Annotated in this window: 16 protein-coding genes; 1 reads left to right on the top strand and 15 read right to left on the bottom strand. The window is 46.1% G+C overall.

What is annotated here, in order from left to right; all coding sequences use genetic code 11:
- Positions 1–181 precede the first annotated feature (181 nt).
- From AC27KT_RS03775 to AC27KT_RS03715, 13 genes are all read right to left on the bottom strand, one after another.
- Positions 182–646 carry a hypothetical protein gene (locus AC27KT_RS03775; protein ID WP_487127500.1) on the bottom strand — a complete coding sequence of 155 codons (465 nt, stop codon included), beginning with the start codon at positions 644–646 and terminating at the stop codon, positions 182–184.
- A gap of 140 nt (positions 647–786) precedes the next feature.
- Complete coding sequence (locus tag AC27KT_RS03770; RefSeq protein ID WP_487127498.1) at positions 787–1,188, bottom strand: DUF4112 domain-containing protein; 402 nt, start codon at positions 1,186–1,188, stop codon at positions 787–789.
- 83 nt (positions 1,189–1,271) lie between these two features.
- Positions 1,272–2,351 (bottom strand): ferrochelatase, encoded by a 1,080-nt coding sequence (gene hemH, locus AC27KT_RS03765; RefSeq protein WP_487127496.1) that lies wholly within the window; start codon positions 2,349–2,351, stop codon positions 1,272–1,274.
- 211 nt (positions 2,352–2,562) lie between these two features.
- Positions 2,563–4,164 carry an AbgT family transporter gene (locus AC27KT_RS03760; protein ID WP_487127494.1) on the bottom strand — a complete coding sequence of 534 codons (1,602 nt, stop codon included), beginning with the start codon at positions 4,162–4,164 and terminating at the stop codon, positions 2,563–2,565.
- 294 nt (positions 4,165–4,458) lie between these two features.
- Positions 4,459–5,340, bottom strand: coding sequence for a protease modulator HflC (gene hflC, locus AC27KT_RS03755; protein ID WP_487127492.1), 882 nt, complete (start codon positions 5,338–5,340; stop codon positions 4,459–4,461).
- A gap of 5 nt (positions 5,341–5,345) precedes the next feature.
- Complete coding sequence (gene hflK / locus AC27KT_RS03750) at positions 5,346–6,497, bottom strand: FtsH protease activity modulator HflK (RefSeq protein WP_487127490.1); 1,152 nt, start codon at positions 6,495–6,497, stop codon at positions 5,346–5,348.
- A 67-nt stretch (positions 6,498–6,564) separates the two neighbouring features.
- Positions 6,565–7,854, bottom strand: a complete 1,290-nt coding sequence (gene hflX / locus AC27KT_RS03745) for a ribosome rescue GTPase HflX (RefSeq protein WP_136782640.1) — start codon at positions 7,852–7,854, stop codon at positions 6,565–6,567.
- A 17-nt stretch (positions 7,855–7,871) separates the two neighbouring features.
- Positions 7,872–8,120 carry an RNA chaperone Hfq gene (hfq, locus tag AC27KT_RS03740; protein ID WP_014951092.1) on the bottom strand — a complete coding sequence of 83 codons (249 nt, stop codon included), beginning with the start codon at positions 8,118–8,120 and terminating at the stop codon, positions 7,872–7,874.
- Positions 8,121–8,198: 78 nt separating this feature from the next.
- Positions 8,199–9,152, bottom strand: a complete 954-nt coding sequence (miaA, locus tag AC27KT_RS03735) for a tRNA (adenosine(37)-N6)-dimethylallyltransferase MiaA (RefSeq protein ID WP_487127487.1) — start codon at positions 9,150–9,152, stop codon at positions 8,199–8,201.
- Positions 9,136–11,001, bottom strand: a complete 1,866-nt coding sequence (gene mutL, locus AC27KT_RS03730) for a DNA mismatch repair endonuclease MutL (RefSeq protein ID WP_487127485.1) — start codon at positions 10,999–11,001, stop codon at positions 9,136–9,138. Before mutL ends, miaA begins: the two co-directional genes overlap by 17 nt.
- 94 nt (positions 11,002–11,095) lie before the next feature.
- A complete protein-coding gene (locus AC27KT_RS03725) occupies positions 11,096–12,445 on the bottom strand; it encodes an N-acetylmuramoyl-L-alanine amidase (RefSeq protein ID WP_487127483.1) in 1,350 nt (449 codons plus the stop codon).
- An 85-nt stretch (positions 12,446–12,530) separates the two neighbouring features.
- Entirely contained in the window at positions 12,531–13,013 is a 483-nt protein-coding gene (gene tsaE / locus AC27KT_RS03720) for a tRNA (adenosine(37)-N6)-threonylcarbamoyltransferase complex ATPase subunit type 1 TsaE (protein WP_487127481.1), read from the bottom strand.
- A gap of 69 nt (positions 13,014–13,082) precedes the next feature.
- On the bottom strand, positions 13,083–14,582 hold the full coding sequence (locus AC27KT_RS03715) for an NAD(P)H-hydrate dehydratase (protein ID WP_487127479.1): 1,500 nt from the start codon (positions 14,580–14,582) through the stop codon (positions 13,083–13,085).
- A 6-nt stretch (positions 14,583–14,588) separates the two neighbouring features.
- On the opposite strand from AC27KT_RS03715, the gene queG reads away from it, so the two are divergent.
- The gene (gene queG, locus AC27KT_RS03710; RefSeq protein ID WP_487127477.1) at positions 14,589–15,731 is read left to right on the top strand and encodes a tRNA epoxyqueuosine(34) reductase QueG; all 1,143 of its coding nucleotides are present in this window, start codon (positions 14,589–14,591) and stop codon (positions 15,729–15,731) included.
- Positions 15,732–15,793: 62 nt separating this feature from the next.
- Here the strand turns inward: queG and AC27KT_RS03705 are convergent, their stop codons facing one another.
- A complete protein-coding gene (locus AC27KT_RS03705; protein WP_487127475.1) occupies positions 15,794–16,417 on the bottom strand; it encodes a hypothetical protein in 624 nt (207 codons plus the stop codon).
- A gap of 23 nt (positions 16,418–16,440) precedes the next feature.
- Complete coding sequence (gene hemE / locus AC27KT_RS03700) at positions 16,441–17,532, bottom strand: uroporphyrinogen decarboxylase (RefSeq protein WP_014951100.1); 1,092 nt, start codon at positions 17,530–17,532, stop codon at positions 16,441–16,443.
- Between the last annotated feature and the right edge of the window lie 204 nt (positions 17,533–17,736).

Raw genomic sequence — 17,736 nt, 5'->3', positions numbered from 1 at the left:
TGTCCGGCACACCTCGGTGACTGTAGTTGGATGATTGGTACAAATGTCTTGGCAAAAGCTATCGGAAAAGCCAAATTGAGAAACCAATTGATCAGTATTGTTGCGACGTATACGAAAATGGATGTGGATCGCTCGGCTGCTGTACCAGCCGGGAAAACAGCTTTTTAGGTTTATTCTTCCGCTAGCATCTGTCACCGCAATGCCATACTTCAATTTCATAACCGGACAGGGGATTGCAGGCTTCATCAATTAACTGAAGACACAACATCATCGGTAAACCTGTTTGCTCGTATGATATGTCGTCAAGATAATCACTTTGAAAATAGCACGGGCCTTCCGTTTGGGAGCCTGTGAGGGCAATACTGCATACAGAAGCAGAGTCAAATAAGCTATCGTCTGGAAAATCTGATGTCATAGCTGACGTGCCACCGCTTGCCCAACCGTCAAAGTCTTCTTCTGATTCTATATTTGGGTCGGTGTCGTTATTGGAAGGTGAGGAGTTAGATGTTGTGGAACTGTCAGAGGTAGAATTGGAACCTCCACCCCCCCACAATCCGATAGCAATAGGAGCCAATGTCAGTCCTAACGCTGTTTTCATAAAGCGACGTCGTTTGAGCGGCTCTTCCGTTAATTTGTTTGATGTCATCGAACGTTGCCCTTGGTTGTCTTTGCAAAAAAGACATTTCACTTAAGGACATTGCTCTCTTATTTACGCAATCTTTACTCAGCCTTACATATTCCGTAAGTAAGAGGGATTACAGCGAAACTTGGGCCGCTAAATTTACGTCATTCGGCATTCCACTTTGCTAGCGCCTGCTGCGTTACTTTATCTACTTCATGTTTATTTTCACTTATCCACCAGCGTTCCATGATACGGACATTTTTCTGATTGGCTTTATAAAATATGTCCGCGATATCGCCAACAAATGGGATAAAACCTAAGCCAAAATCGATGGCTGAGTTTTTTACCATTTGAGCTATTAACGCTTTGGGCATACCCAATGATTTGCCCAGCCAAACAATACGAAGAGAAACGAATAGCATCAGTGCGTCACCGGCACCTGGGATAAGGCCAACGATAGAATCCAAACCTATTCTTATTGGAATAAAAGGGAGCTTTACGGCAGTGTCCAGTAGATTCGCCAGCTTTTGTGCTTTAAGTAATGCCTTTGGTGCTTTGCCATCCACGACCTTATCTCCCTATAAAAAATTTGTTCGCTAGTGAGCGGGCTATACTCGTTTTTGCTGAGCCATACCCCACCTTTAAAACGCTACTTTTCAGCGCCTAGCGCTCTCGCTAAGCCCGCACGTAAACCGTTGTCTGATTCTACCGCCCAGCCATGTAGATTCTCTTTCACTATGTCAAAAAGCACGTCTATGTGTTCTTCATCACTATTAAGTGCCGCGATATATTCATAGCGCTCACCGCCCGCTTCCATAAAGTACTCGCGATTCTCTTCACCGATTTCTTCAATAGTCTCCAAGCAATCGGCTGAGAAGCCAGGGCACATAACTTGTATTGATTTAACACCTTTTTCAGGCAATGATTTCAATGTTTCATCTGTATACGGTGTTAACCACTCTTCACGACCAAAGCGAGATTGGAAGGTTGTCATATATTCGTCGTGTGAAAGGCCAAGTTTCTCGGCAAGCAAGCGCGACGTTTTGTGACATTCACAGTGATAGGGGTCACCATTCATTAAATAGCGCTTAGGAATACCGTGATAAGACAAAATAAGCTTATCCGCTCTACCATGGGTTTCCCAATGCGCTTTTACTTTGTTCGCCAGCGCGGTGATGAAATTATCGCGGTCGTGATAGTGATTAACGAAACGAAGTTCAGGAAGCCAGCGGCGCGACGTAAAGTCTTTTGCAATGGCATCAAAGGTAGAACCTGTTGTTGACGCACTGTATTGAGGATAAAGCGGAAGCACTACAAGCTTGCGTACGCCTTTTGCCAACATAGCATCAATGGTGTTGCTAATAGCGGGCTTTCCGTAGCGCATGGCAAACTCAACTATGACATCATCGCCGTATTGTGCTTTACAGCGCTCAGCGATAGCAGACGCTTGCGCTTTTGTGATTGCCATAAGCGGAGAGCCTTCTTCCGTCCACACAGTGGAGTATGCCTCTGCCGAACGCTTGGGGCGAAAGTTCAGAATAATGCCATTTAATACAAACCACCAAATTGCTTTTGGCACTTCAACTACGCGAGGGTCTGAAAGAAACTCTTTTAAGTAGGGGCGTAGCGCCTGCTTTGTTGGCGCCTCTGGCGTACCCAAATTTGTTACTAATACGCCTATTTTATCTGGTTGCCCGTGAGTAAAACCTTTGTTCGATTTGTATTTCATGTATTCATAGTCCGAGAAGTACTGCGCTATATCCGTATTATACTGAATTACCTTAGATTATGATCTGCCGTAACGTCAAAAAACTGAGATTGCCGCGATAGGTTTTAGGTATTAAAAAAGCGGCATATGTTCGAAAATATTTTTCAAAAACATGTGCCGCTTTTTAGCTCGCCACTAATTAAACTAGGTGGCTTTTGACCAAGCTATTTAATTAAGGCTGATAGTATGTCGCCGCGCCTGGGCCAACTGGCATTCCAAGCAGAAACACCCAAATATAGAATAATATTGTCCAACCTACGATAAACACCATAGAGTAAGGCAACATCATTGCTATAAGCGTGCCCATTCCCAAGTCTTTCTTGTACCTTGCAGCCATGGCCAAGATTAGCCCGAAATAGCTCATCATTGGCGCGATAACGTTTGTTACTGAGTCGCCGATACGGTAAGCCGCTTGAATAACCTCTGGCGCGTAGCCAATAAGCATTAGCATGGGCACAAAGATAGGTGCTGTAACCGCCCACTGTGCAGATGCACTGCCTAATGACAGGTTTACAACACCACACATCAGAATAAACAGAATAAATACTGCTGGACCATCTAATCCTGCTGCTTGCAATAATGCAGCACCTTTAACGGCTAATACAGTGCCCAAGTTTGTCCATTTAAAAAACGCAACAAACTGCGCAGCGAAGAATACTAGCGTTATGTAAAGCCCCATCGCCCCCATGCTTTTAGACATGGCATCTATTACGTCTTTATCATTCTTCATCGACTTGGTAACTTTACCGTAAACAAAACCAGGAATAGCAAAGGTGATAAAGATGAATGCAACAATGCCTTTAAGGAATGGAGAGCCCGCTACTTCACCTGTTTCGGGGTGACGCAATATACCGTTTTCTGGCACTACCGTTAGCGCTAATATCGCGCAAACTATAACAAACGATATACCTGCCCAACGCAGGCCTTTCTTTTCTAAATCCGTGGGCGCGTCCATTGACTGCTTGCCTAAGTCTATAGAAGCATCAGCAGGGTCAAATTTACCTAGTCTCGGCTCAACAACTTTTTCAGTCACCAACGCACCCATTGTTGCTACCACGAAGGTACTGATGAACATGAAGTACCAGTTTACCTCTGGGCCTACCATATAGTCGGGGTCAATCATGTGAGCAGCTGCCTCAGTGATGCCTGACAACAGGGGGTCAACAGTTCCAAGCAATAGGTTAGCGCTATATCCAGCCGATACACCAGCAAACGCCGCTGCAAGACCTGCTAACGGGTGTCGACCTAATGAATGGAAAATCATCGCTGCCAGCGGAATAAGCACCACATAGCCTAGTTCTGACGCTGTATTTGAAATGATTCCCGCAAAAACGATAGCAAAGGTTACTGCGCGTTTAGAGGCATTCATCACCAATGCGCGCATTGCTGCTGATAACAGGCCAGAATGTTCTGCTACCGATACACCAAGAAGCGCAACAAGTACGGTACCCAGCGGCGCAAAGCCGGTAAAGTTGGTGACCAAACCCGTCACTATTCGCTGCAAACCTTCTGCGCTCATAAGGGATATGACTTCAATCATACCGTCCTCTTCTCGGCCTTTTGCACCGACTGGGCGAGGGTCAGCAACAGCTAAATCGAAGTAACCTAATATCCCGCTTAATAGCACTATGAAAAGCGAAAGCAGCGCAAATAACGTTACTGGGTGTGGAAGTAGATTTCCTAACCATTCCACCGTAGCGAGAAATCGCGAGAATAACCCGCCTTGTCCGCCCTTATCATCGGCAGACACTGAATTTGTATTTTCCGTTGTCAAAATCTTCCCTCTGTCGTTTTATGACGTCTACCACATCAGCGTTAACGCTGGGAAGGCGTTAGTGCTGTACATAAATAGTGACGTGTTTTAATAATATTCAGGTGGTATTTTACCCGATTCAGTGAAAATTTGGCAGTAGGTAGGGTAAATGAAGGGTTGAGTCGGTGTACATTTTCCTTAATAACCAGCACCGTTGATTAAATATAACCCGCTATATCAAACCGTTAGCCTTTTGATAGGCGTAAAAAAACCAGTCTAAAAAGACTGGTTTTTAGCGCTTCAAATCACGGTTGTTTAGTTACCGTTTGACTTGTTCATGTACTTGAAGAAGTCGCTGTCTGGCGCAATAACCATAACATCTTGCTTACTGTTAAAGCTTTGCTTGTACGCGTCCATACTGCGTAAGAAGCTGTAAAAATCAGCGTTCTTTGAGTAAGCGTCAGCGTATATTTGTGCCGCAATCGCATCACCCTCACCACGTAGCTGGCGGGCATTACGTTCAGCGTCTGCAAGCATTACCGTTACTTTCGCATCGATGTTTGCCTTAATGACTTCCGCTTGCTCTTGACCTTCTGAACGGTGCTCACGAGCAACGGCAGCACGCTCAGCGCGCATACGCTGAAAGATTGAATTACTGACCTCTGTCGGCAGGTTTATTTGCTTCACGCGTACGTCAACAATCTCAATACCTAGCTCATCAGATGACGTAGACGCCTGTTCCATTGCTTGGTTCATTAGTGCTGAACGCTCACCAGAGACAATTTGTGCAATGGTGCGAGTACCGAACTCAGAACGTAGGCCGTTGTTTACTTTTTGCTTAAGTAGCGCCTCTGCTTGCAGCTTATTGCCCCCCGTTGATAGGTAGTAACGGGCAAAGTCTTCTATGCGCCACTTAACATAAGAGTCAACGATCAGGTCTTTCTTCTCGCTTGTTACAAAGCGATCGGGTGAGCCATCTAACGTTTGAATTCGCGCATCAAGAACACGTACTGAATCGATGAATGGAAGTTTAAAGTGAAGACCTGGTTCAAATACTTTTGTATCGCCGGTCGCATCGTCTCTTTGCACTTTACCAAACTGAATAACAATGGCGCGCTCGCCTTCTTTAACTGCAAACAGTGAGCCTGATGCAAGCAATACAAGAAGAACGAATACTGCAATTAACAAATTCTTCATTGTGCTTATCTCCCCTCTCTGTAGCTATCGCCACGTAAGCCTGTACTAGGCGAGCTGTTGCGGCTGCGGCCGTTAGCATCAGTTACTGGTGCTTGTAAGCCTTCCAGTGTATTGCGTGTATTCTTATTGTTAGTAGATTGCTGACGTTCCATAATCTTATCTAAAGGCAAATACATCATGTTATTACCGCCTTTGCTATCAACCATGATCTTGCTGGTGTTACTCAACACTTCTTCCATGGTCTCTAGATAGATGCGTTCGCGAGTAACTTGAGGAGCACGCTCGTACTGAGGAAGCAGCTCTTCAAAACGTGCCACTTCACCCTGCGCTTCTAACGTTACACGCTCTTTGTATGCTTGCGCTTCTTCATTCATACGATTGACTTGGCCACGTGCACGAGGCTCAATTTCTCTCGCATAAGCTTCTGCTTCGCGAATGAAACGTTGTTCATCTTCCTGAGCGGCGATGGCATCATCGAATGCATCTTTAACTTGCTCTGGCGGACGTGCATCACGGAAGTTCATATCAATGATAGAAACACCCATGTTGTACGGTTCTATGATGGCCTGTAGTTCTTCCCAAACGCGCTGACGCGTTACCTCACGACCGTCAGTCAACACATCATCCATCTTAGAGTGACCAACAACGTAGCGAATAGCGCTATCAAGCGACTGGCTTAGGCTCTGCTCAGGGCTTTCAACGGCAAATGTCCAACGATATGGGTCTACAACGCGAAATTGCATTTCCATTTGAACGCTCACTACGTTTTCGTCTTCTGTAAGCATAGAGCCTGAAGATGACTGGTCGCGAATTGACTGAACATCAACTGGGATGACTGAGTCAATAAACGTTGGTGCCCAACGAAGACCTGGTTCAACCTGCTCGTGATACTCACCAAAACGAAGGACTACACCGCGCTCTGCTTCACGAATGGTGTAAAAGCCACTAATGAACCAAATCACGACAAGTAAACCTACAAGAATACCAGCACCGATACCGCCTAGGCTTTTGCCTGAGCCGCCACCGTTGCCACCTGACTTTCCAAACTTACCAAATAAGTTTTTAAACACATCGTCCAAATCTGGGGGACCTTGCTCTTTCCCACCGCGATTCTTCCACGGGTCGTTATTGTTGCCACCCGGCTCATTCCAAGCCATGCTGATACTCCATAGATTACTGTTATATTTTTGAATTTTGCATGCTCAATACAGTGGCTAGCACTGATTAATGTCGCACAACATACTCTGATATTCCGTTTTCCAGACGTTTTTCAAGCCTGTTCCAGTCGGCGGCGGGCATTCTTACATCAACCACCCAGTCGCCCTGACTGTCGTATTCTTCGCTTGAAATACAGTTTAGCTCGTACAACACGCCGCGCAATCGACTTTGAGCAGGCGGAATTTTCAATGTGTAATTCACCATGCTTTTACCTAAACATTCGGTCAAAGCTTGGCTTAACAATTCCGTTCCTTCGCCTGTTTGTGCAGACAACCACACTCGAACAGGCACGCCTTCATCGTTTCTTTCTATACGCGGTTGAACGTCGTCTAGTTTATCAATCTTATTACAGATTAGTAATTGTTGAATGTCCCCAGCTTCAATTTCTTCAAGAACGTCGTTCACCTCATCCATGGTTTCACGATATTTCGCATCGGCAATATCGACCACATGAAGCAGCAAATCGGCTTCTTGTGTCTCTTGAAGTGTCGCTTTAAATGCAGCAACTAAGTCGTGGGGAAGATGACGAATAAAACCAACCGTGTCGGCCAAAATTGCGGGGCCAACATCTTTTAACTCGATTTTACGTAACGTTGGGTCTAGTGTTGCGAACAATTGGTCCGCAGCATAAACGTGAGAGTCGGTAATGGTGTTAAATAGCGTCGATTTGCCCGCATTTGTATAGCCAACTAAGGATACCGTTGGAATTTCAGCGCGTTTGCGCGAGCGGCGACCCTGCTCACGTTGCTTCTGCACTTTTTCCAATCGACGAAGGATGGCTTTAATACGACCACGAAGCAATCGACGGTCGGTTTCTAGCTGTGTCTCACCCGGACCTCGAAGACCAATACCACCTTTTTGACGTTCAAGGTGAGTCCATCCTCTGATAAGACGGGTTGAGATATGTCTCAACTGAGCCAGTTCGACCTGGAGCTTACCCTCATGGGTTCTTGCGCGCTGCGCAAAAATATCGAGGATCAGCCCAGTCCTATCTAACACCCTGCATTTACACACCGCTTCTAAATTACGCTCCTGAGAAGGAGAAAGCGCGTGGTTGAAAATAACAACATTGGCATCATGTGCCTTTACTGCTGCTGCTATTTCCTCTGCCTTACCTGAACCGACAAAAAACTTAGCATGAGGCGCGCTGCGTGACGTCGTAATGACCTCTACCGCGTTTACACCCGCAGAAGACACGAGCAATTCAAGCTCACTTAAGTCTTCTTTACTGTTCTCGTCGGAAAAATTAACATGAACAAGTACAGCCTGTTCACCGGCTTCATAACGGTCAAACAAGCGCGTTACCTTTTAAATTATTCACCTTTAGTATTTTCAGAATCTCCTGCGCTAGGCATTGTGATAGCGCGTGCTGGAACAACAGTAGAAATTGCGTGCTTATACACCATTTGGCTTACTGTGTTCTTCAGTAAAATAACGAACTGGTCGAATGACTCAACCTGTCCCTGAAGTTTAATACCATTTACCAGATAAATTGATACTGGAATACGTTCCTTACGCAAAGCGTTCAAGAATGGGTCTTGTAATGATTGCCCTTTAGCCATTTGATATCCTTAGTTTTTATTATCCGTGATAGAAATTTCACTATCACCGCACGTCTAATGTATACCACACTCAAACATTTAAAGTGTGACTTTCGCTGTAATTTTAGTCAAATTATCGTTAGCAAATGTGTCTAGCCATGTAACCTGCTCCCAGCCCCGCAACCACGTAAGCTGACGCTTGGCGAGTTGCCTTGTAGCGATAATGCCTCTCTCACGCATTTCTGCATAATTCAGTTGGCCGTCTAAGTACTGCCACATTTGTCTATACCCTACTGAACGTATAGAAGGTAAATCTTCATGAAGATCACTGCGCTCGTAGAGTTTTAATACTTCTTGCTCGAAACCTGCTTCCAACATCATATCGAAGCGAGTAGCGATACGTTCGTGCAACACTGCCCTGTCAGCGGGCGCTATGGCAAATTGTGCAATATTATAAGGGCACCTTTCACCCTCTTGCTGTTGCCAATGTGTCAACGTCTTGCCAGTACTTCTATACACCTCTAGTGCACGGGTTATTCGCTGTGGATCATTGGGGTGAATTCTCTCACCACTAATTGGGTCTACACCACGTAATTCATCGTGTAATTTAGACCAACCCAAGCGTTGTGCCTGCTGTGTTATTTCATCCCGTACTTTTTCATTTGACTTAGGTAGTGGCGAAATTCCATTTATCAAGGCATTAAAGTACATCATTGTACCTCCAGCCAAAATAGGCACTTTGCCGCGAGATAAAATATCGCCAATCAGTGCGTTGGTATCGTTTACAAATTGCGACACCGAATAACTCTCAGCAGGGTCAATAATATCAATTAGGTGATGCACTACACCTGCTTGCTCTTCCTGCGTAGGTTTCGCAGTGCCGATGTCCATACCTTTGTACACAAGGGCTGAATCAACACTAATTACTTCGCTTTCAATTTTGGCCGCTATATCAAGTGCCAAACCTGTCTTGCCTGATGCCGTGGGGCCCATAATTGCAATCACTGGCAATGCAGAATCTATGCCACTGGACACTTTATTCTCCCCATACATCTAGCACTAAGTTTAAGGGGCGCACTTTAGCAAATTGCTCAATAATTTCCCATTGTTTCGCTTCGCTTTGCTGATCCAACCAGTACCAGAGCGTATTCAATATCTCGTCGTCTAGCACGTGTTCATTTAAAACCAGTGACTTCATCGCTGCTTCAAGCGAATTTACTTCACCGGCACCTTCAATGGATAAAAAGAATTCAAACCATTTTAACCAAGGTAAATGCCGTGTTCCCGCTGGCACTTGCTGTAAGCGGTATTTACCCGCTACTTTGTTCACCTCAAAATGCGATGCGTTTAGCAACTCAACAAGGTTTTCATCGACGTTTTCTAGCGAGACTGCCACAGGCATCAATAGCGGTTGCCCATGCTCTGCTTTTAAAAATAGTTCGCTTAACCAAATACTTGCAACTTTAGTTGCAAAAAGAAGGTAAATTTTTTCTGACTTTGGGTAAATTCTACACGAGGGAGAAAGATTAACGTGAGCATTAGCCCTCTGTTCGCTGTTACCACTATCAACAATGTCACTATTTGGCGTCATCAAAGCGTTATAGCTAGATTGATATGCAGCGCTTGGTCCCCGGCTTTGCCCTCTTCCCTGCAACGACGTCGCGCCACCGCTACCACTAAAACTGCCCGCTGATGGCGGTTTCGCGTTACCAAGGTATTGACCGTTACTTTGCGTCGAATTTTGCGAATATGCCCTCGACGGATGATGAGAGTTGTCATTAAATGTGCGATCGTTATTAAGCGTTTGCTCTTGCAAGGGCCTAATGTAGTCGTGTTCTACCTGAGAAGACATGAAATCTGAGCCAAAGGGGCGGTTTTCGTCCATTCCTGATAAAGGCTGTTCGTCGGTCATAGCGTGCAGCGCATCACTCACGGTTTTACAGATAAAGTCGTGCACCAATCTGCCTTGTTGAAACCTCACCTCATGCTTGGCGGGATGAACATTTACATCCACATCTTTAGGGTTAACCGTTAAGTACACCACAAAGCTTGGTTGCTCCATCACACCCCAAACGCTTTCGTACGCTTGGCGAATAGCGTGCATAATAAGCTTATCTCGCATGCCCCTGCCGTTAACAAAACTGAACTGGCAATCATTGCTGCTGCGAAGCATAGCCTCATTACCTAGCCAGGCATCAATGTGAAGACCTTCATACACGGTGCTAATATGTACGGCGTTTTGAACAAACTTTTGTCCAACCACAGCGCCAATTCGGGTGGCTAAGCTGCCTGCTTTGTCGGCGATAAAGCGCTTTGCAATTTTATCATTGTGTTTTAAAACAAATGACACCTTGGGGTAGCTTAATGCTATGCGTTTTATAACTTCTTCAATATGCTGAAATTCGGTTTTTTCGGTGCGTAAAAACTTTCGTCTTGCTGGCGTGTTGTAAAACAGATCTGCCACATCGATTGTAGTGCCAACAGGGTGGGCCGCTGGCTGGATATTTACCGCCATTTCCCTGCCCTCGCAATAGGCCTGCCACGCCTCACCTTGAGACTCAGTGCGCGATGTCAGAGTTAACCGGCTCACCGAGCTAATACTGGCCAGCGCTTCGCCACGAAAGCCAAGAGAGAGAATTTGTTCTAAGTCATCCAGAGTGGTGATTTTGCTGGTTGCATGGCGACTCAATGCCAGCTGCAGTTCACTTTTGACAATGCCTGACCCATTGTCTTTTATTCGAATGCGTTTGTGGCCACCTTTTTCAATATCGACTTCTATTTTGGTGGCACCAGCATCAAGGCTGTTTTCTAGTAATTCTTTAACCACAGACGCGGGGCGCTCAACCACTTCACCAGCGGCAATCTGGTTTGCAAGTTGGGGAGATAAAAGCTGTATAGGCAAAGGACTACCCTATGATATTAACTGTATGAATTCGTGGCGATACCACATGTAAGTACAATGAGCGCTGAAAAAGCCGATGAAACAAAACCTGCGTTTATGTTCTCGGAATATTGAGTACCTGCCCTACGCGTACAACATCGCTTGAAAGATCGTTAGCGGCTTTAATGCTGCTTACTTTAACATTGTAACGCTGTGCTAATAACGAAAGCGACTCACCGCTTCTTACTTTGTGCGTTCGGTTATTCGCCCTTTCTTGTGCCCACAGTGTACCATCAGGGGGAACTTGCTTGAAGTAACGCTTAGTCGCATTAAACATGGCATTCGCTAGGCGTTCGCGATATTTAGACCAGTTCAGGTTCTTCTCTTCTTGCGGATTCGAAATAAAACCGACTTCGACCAAAATAGAAGGAATGTCTGGCGCGGTCAAAACGGCAAAACTGGCAGCCTGTGGTTTTCGTTTATGCAGACTGGTCACCTGCTTTAACTCTTCAACCACTTTGTTACCTAAATCGTGGCTTGTCGCCATACTGTGATCCATCGATAACCCCAGTATGGTTTCAGTAAGATATCGCTCGCTTGATTTATCATTAATTACTTCAGCTGCACCACCGAGTAATTCAGAGTGACGTTCTGATTTTTCTAGCCATCGACCTAGTTCGGTATCAGCTCTTCGCATGGACAACACCCACACCGAACCACCTCGCGGTTGAGGCTGACTAAATGCATCGGCGTGGATGGAAATAAGTAAATCGGCCTTTTTTTCGCGCGCGATTTCTGGACGTCGATTAGGAGAGACGTAATAATCATCGCCACGAGTCATGATGGCGCGCATGCCTCGCTCTCGATTTATCATATCTTCAAGCTTTTTCGCGATGCTTAGCGTGATGTGCTTTTCGTAAGTTCCCGCCGGGCCAATCGAACCTGGATCATGTCCACCATGCCCTGCATCAATAGCAACGATAATGTCTCGGTCGCGGGCGCTGGTAGAATCATCAATTACCACTGAACCAGTTGATGACGACGCTGCTAGCGTTTTAGACGGTTTAGGGGCTGTATCGGGTAAATCGACAACTAACCTGTGCCCGTAAGCACCATCGGGGGTTACTGCAAACAACGAGGGCTTTGTATTTCTATTGAGCTCAACAACGACTCTGGCAGATGACTTGCTTTTCGGTGTGGAGTAGCGCAGCTTTTTAATCAAATCACCGCTGTTTTCAATGCCAGAAAGCTTAGCGGCGTCGCTGGTGTTATTAAAATCGATGACAAGCCGAAGCGGATTTTTAAGCGTAAAGTAGGTGAACTCTGGCGCTGCTTTCATATCGAAAACAACACGGGTATTGTCTGGCGACGGCCATATCCTAACCCCGTCGATGTTATTTTGCGCGCCGTATGCGAACTGCACCACGAAACACAATAATAATACCGAAACTACACTGCGCACCATAATTAGCCTTTGTGTTATTGTTATGCTGCCCTCGTTAACTCCGGAGCAACTATATATTTAATTCTTCTTTCATTTTGCACTAGCGCTAAACACGCTTGCATTGTTGAAGCAGTTTCGCACCGTGGGCACTTTTTGCTTCCAGAGTAAACTGCCTACCCGATGGCATAATATTTATACTAATCACTAAGTCCGGGGATGCCAAGTATTCGCCCCCTTTTTCCGACCATTCAACAAGCGCAATGGCACCCGAGCCAAAATAATCGCGAATTCCCATGAACTCTAACTCTTCTGGGTCGGCTAGGCGGTAAAGGTCAAAGTGATAGATATTGACGCCGTCCAGCTCATAAGGTTCAACCAATGTATAGGTTGGACTTTTAACGCTACCTGAATGCCCCAAAGATTGAATAAAATATCGGCTAAATGTCGTTTTCCCTGCACCTAAGTCGCCATTTAGATAAATAACAGCATCGGTAGGGAGTTGACTTGAAACAGCTTGCGCTAAATCTCTGGCAAGCTGCGCAGTATCATCTACTTCATTAGCAAAAAAAGAGGTGTGCGGGTAAGACATCAACAATATTCCACAGTAATACAAAGAAACACAGTAGATGCCTGCCCGTTTAAGACAAAACCAACCTATTTAGTGGTTGATAAGCGCACGTACTGCGTCGAACAAATCACTCGCTATCATACCACGTTGACCATATAGTTGGGCAATATCATCACCTGCCTTAGCATGAAGCACTACACCATATTTTGCCGCGATATCCGTTTCTACACCTTGCGCCAGCAGTGCACCTAAAATTCCGCTCAGCACGTCACCGCTTCCAGCGGTAGCCATTCCAGGATTACCGTGACGGCAAACCCAGGTTTTCTTTTCATTGTCGATAAGCGTGCCCGCCCCTTTTAGCACACAGACCGCATGGTATCGCTGTGAGCACTGTCTTGCGTAGTTAAAACGGTCGCTTTCTACATCATCAATAGAAACACCAAGTAAACGCGCAGCCTCGCCTGCGTGAGGGGTTAAAATACTGTCAGACAAGGTGTACGCGGTTGACTGCTTACACAACAAATTTAGCGCGTCAGCATCGATGACCACAGGCTTATTTTGGCTTTGACAGTGCTTCATCGTGCTTTCAAATGCGCTTTCTGCCCATTCATCTTGCCCAAGGCCCGGTCCAATAACCACACAGGTTGCCCAAGCTAATGCATCTTCCAAATTAAAGTCGGTAACCATGAGCTCAGGTCTGCCTGCACTGACCTGAACGACTGACGACTCATGGGTATACACGCGTACCATACCCGCACCGCTTCTGAGCGCGGCTTCACTGGCGAGTCGAATGGCACCTGCTGTTCCGCGGTTACCGCCAATGCACAACAGTCGACCGTAAGTCCCTTTATGACTGTTGATCTCCCGTGGCCCCATACCTTTAAAGTGGTCGATATTTAGCATGGTCGCGCTCGCTTTAGCTAACGCTTGGAACGCTTTGCCAATTCCCAAGTCCGCATACACTAACTTACCGCACGATTGCTTGCCTGCACCGGTAACAAGCCCTGGCTTGATTCCCACAAAAGTCACGGTGATATCAGCCTGAACACATCGCCCCAGGCTCTGCCCTGTATTTGCATCAAGCCCTGACGGCACATCAACGCTTACTACCGGTGTTGATGACGCATTCACCGCATCAATGATGTCTGCAAACTCGTTGCGAATATAGCTATTAATACCCGTACCAAGAAGCGCATCAATCACTACGTCAGACTTCTCGAGGAGCGCAGCGTCAAACCCATTGATACTGCCACCTGAATCGAGCCAGCGCTGCTGTGCTTTGCCAGCATCACCTTCCAGCGTACGTTCAGGCTCAACTGCACATAAATGCACTTGTTTACCCGCAAGTTTTGCGTTTATTGCTGCAATGTAGCCGTCACCCGCATTGTTACCTTGGCCCACCAGCACTAAGTAAACGTCTGAGTTAGGCATAAGCTCAAGACACTGCTTAAAAACCACATCGCCAGCTCGTTGCATCAACGTGAACATATCGCAGCCCGAATCCGCGGCGGCTTGCCCCTCATTTTCCCTAACCTGATCGGCCCGAAATAATTTGTATGATAAACTTGACGTTAATTGAGTATCTAGCATGAGCACATGTCCGAATTTAGTTCTATCGACCTTGTTGAATTAACCAACAATATCAAGGCTTGGGGTACAGCGCTAGGCTTTCAGCAGGTTGGCATCAGCGATATTGATCTACATCAGCACGAGGCACACCTTCAGGAATGGTTAGACAATGGGTATCACGGTGACATGGCCTTTATGGAGAGTCATGGGATGAAGCGTGCCCGACCTGATGAGTTGGTCCCAGGGACATTACGAATTATCAGCGTTCGCATGAACTACTTACCTCCTGACGCCTCGTTTGCCAAGCATTTAAAAAAGCCAGAAATAGGATACATCAGCCGCTATGCATTGGGCCGTGACTACCACAAAGTGCTGCGCAAACGTCTGAAGCAATTGGGAGAGAAAATCACCGCATCCTTGGCGCATACCCAATATCGCCCGTTTGTAGACTCAGCCCCCGTGTTGGAACACGCTATTGCTGAAAAAGCGGGTATTGGCTGGACGGGGAAACACAGCCTGACACTCAACAAAGAAGCGGGCTCTTGGTTCTTCTTAGGTGAGCTGTTCATTAATTTGCCATTACCCACGGACTCACCAATTGAAGAGGGTTGCGGCACCTGCACGGCGTGTCTAACCATCTGCCCGACCAATGCGATTGTTGCGCCTTATAAAGTAGATGCCCGTCGCTGTATTTCCTATCTCACCATTGAATCGGACAAAGATATTCCCGAAGATTTACGCCCCATGATGGGCAATCGCATTTATGGCTGTGACGATTGCCAACTTGTTTGCCCTTGGAATCGCTTTGCCGATGTCACCAGTGAAGAAGATTTCCACCCACGACAAGTGCTTCACGGCCAAAGTCTCAATGCGCTTTTCGGCTGGTCTGAAGAAACCTTCTTACGCAATACCGAAGGCTCTCCCATCAGACGGATTGGCTTTGAGAAGTGGCAGCGTAACATTGCCGTTGCGTTAGGAAACGCTCCATATGATGAACAAAGCATTCTGCTTTTAAGAGAAAGACGAGGGAGCGTGAGTGACTTGGTGGACAGACATATTGATTGGGCTCTTAAGCGGCAGCAAGAGAAGCAACAAGCGTCTGATGCAAAAAACAGGCAGCAAGCGCGACTTATTCGCGTAATTGAAAAAGGTTTACCAAGAGACGCCTAACGCCAGCACACGCTTTAATAAGGCATACCGCGAATTCAATTGGCGATATACACGTTTTGGGGTTAACCCGCTGAGGCAAGCTGACTGTTTAAATCGGCCTGAGTGCTATTCCGATAACGCGCACGAGCATTTGGCGAATGGGATGCGGCGAAAGAAACGTTAAGTTTCAGGCCTCGCTGTGCCACTTGCGTGGTTATGATGGGCGAGCCGAATTCCCACCACGGCTCCTGTTCTAATGCTTCAATAACTCGCGATAGCTCAGTTTCAGAACCATCATACTCACCCGTTATTTCGCAAAGTCCGTTCTCACATTTTACCGAGTCTAAAACAAAGCGCTCGTTGTTCGGCGGCAGCGCAAAAAACGTATTGAGTGAGCCTTCGGTTTTCGTGTAGAAAGCCGAAGGCGCCATGATTTGGACATTCTCAGCAACGGGGGCAACATTCATCTCACCGTTTTTCGTAACGCTTGTATCCAAGAGCACCGCACCTACTTCATTTGAAACTAACTTGGCGGCGGGCTTAATAACTTTCAGCTCACTCGTTTCCGTGGCACGAGAGCGCGCTAACACATTGGTTAGTCGCTCTTTTTCTGCATTGGATTCACTGAGTTGGTGTTGATAGCCAGAAAATTTATATCCTGCTATCAATGCAAACGCTATTAACAACAACACAAGCCACGTTTTCATTTTACTTCCTTTATCGAAGTCGCTTACTTGTGATATTGCTTACTAAGTTCATGTACCGCATTAACAAACACACCTGCATTTTCAGGTGGTACGTCTAGATGGATACCGTGACCTAAATTAAATACGTGACCGCTACCTTCACCGTAACCTTCTAGAATGGACGCCACTTCTTGCTCAATTCTTTGCGGTTGAGCATACAGCATTGATGGATCCATATTACCTTGAAGTGCTACTTTATCGCCAATACGCGCACGCGCTTCTTTAATGTCGATAGTCCAGTCTAAACCTACTGCGTCGCAGCCTGTCGCCGCAATCGATTCTAGCCACATGCCACCGTTTTTGGTGAACAAGGTAACAGGTACTTTACGGCCTTCATTTTCCCGGGTCAGGCCACTTACAATGCGCTCCATGTACTGAAGCGAGAATTCTTTGTAGTCACGAGGAGATAACACGCCCCCCCAAGTATCAAATACCATGACTGACTGCGCGCCCGCAGCGATTTGAGCATTTAAATACTCAGTAACAGAATCAGCCAGTTTTGCTAGTAACGCATGAAGCGTTGCTGGCTCAGCAAATGCCATTTTCTTGATTTTGGTAAAGGCTTTACTTGAACCACCTTCAATCATGTAAGTCGCGAGCGTCCAAGGGCTTCCAGAAAAACCAATTAAAGGCACTTCACCTTTAAGCTCACGGCGAATAGTACGAACGGCATTCATTACGTACTGTAATTCACCTTCTGGATCAGGAAGGCCGATTTTATCCACATCCGCTTTACACGTGATTGGATTTTTAAAGCGAGGGCCTTCACCTGTTTCAAAGTAAAGACCGAGGCCCATCGCATCTGGAATGGTTAAAATATCCGAAAAGAGAATTGCAGCGTCAAGAGGAAAACGACGTAAAGGTTGTAGCGTCACCTCACATGCAAGTTCTGCATTCTTGCACAACGACATAAAATCGCCTGCTACTGCACGCGTCGCTTTGTACTCTGGGAGGTAGCGCCCGGCTTGTCGCATCATCCATACAGGTGTGACATCAACCGGCTGCTTAAGTAACGCACGTAAGTAACGATCGTTCTTTAACGCGGGCTTATCAACACTGGGGAAATTTTGCGACATATAACTCACCTAAATTACTGAAGATATTTGAGCGCGAAAGTATACCAGTATTCTTAACTAAGGTGTGCTAAAACCTGTATTAAAAAATCAACGTTTTAACGACAAATCGGTGCAGTGTCGATTATTAAAGACAAACAATACTTGAACATTACTTTAAAAAGACGCTTGCACTTAAAGTGAGTGTTTGCTATTACTATAACCGTT

Source organism: Alteromonas sp. 5NW40-0090 (genome assembly GCF_057552975.1).
This window is presented reverse-complemented; position numbering and strand designations above follow the sequence as displayed.

Excerpts from the sequence above, each read along its gene's own strand:
- miaA (WP_487127487.1), bottom strand. The coding sequence starts at position 9,152 with ATGTATGGGGAGAATAAAGTGTCCAGTGGCATAGATTCTGCATTGCCA.
- AC27KT_RS03715 (WP_487127479.1), bottom strand. The coding sequence starts at position 14,582 with ATGCTAGATACTCAATTAACGTCAAGTTTATCATACAAATTATTTCGG.
- hemE (WP_014951100.1), bottom strand. The coding sequence starts at position 17,532 with ATGTCGCAAAATTTCCCCAGTGTTGATAAGCCCGCGTTAAAGAACGAT.
- hfq (WP_014951092.1), bottom strand. The coding sequence starts at position 8,120 with ATGGCTAAAGGGCAATCATTACAAGACCCATTCTTGAACGCTTTGCGT.
- AC27KT_RS03775 (WP_487127500.1), bottom strand. The coding sequence starts at position 646 with ATGACATCAAACAAATTAACGGAAGAGCCGCTCAAACGACGTCGCTTT.
- AC27KT_RS03705 (WP_487127475.1), bottom strand. The coding sequence starts at position 16,417 with ATGAAAACGTGGCTTGTGTTGTTGTTAATAGCGTTTGCATTGATAGCA.
- tsaE (WP_487127481.1), bottom strand. The coding sequence starts at position 13,013 with ATGTCTTACCCGCACACCTCTTTTTTTGCTAATGAAGTAGATGATACT.
- hflC (WP_487127492.1), bottom strand. The coding sequence starts at position 5,340 with ATGAAGAATTTGTTAATTGCAGTATTCGTTCTTCTTGTATTGCTTGCA.
- hemH (WP_487127496.1), bottom strand. The coding sequence starts at position 2,351 with ATGAAATACAAATCGAACAAAGGTTTTACTCACGGGCAACCAGATAAA.
- queG (WP_487127477.1), top strand. The coding sequence starts at position 14,589 with ATGTCCGAATTTAGTTCTATCGACCTTGTTGAATTAACCAACAATATC.
- AC27KT_RS03725 (WP_487127483.1), bottom strand. The coding sequence starts at position 12,445 with ATGGTGCGCAGTGTAGTTTCGGTATTATTATTGTGTTTCGTGGTGCAG.
- hflK (WP_487127490.1), bottom strand. The coding sequence starts at position 6,497 with ATGGCTTGGAATGAGCCGGGTGGCAACAATAACGACCCGTGGAAGAAT.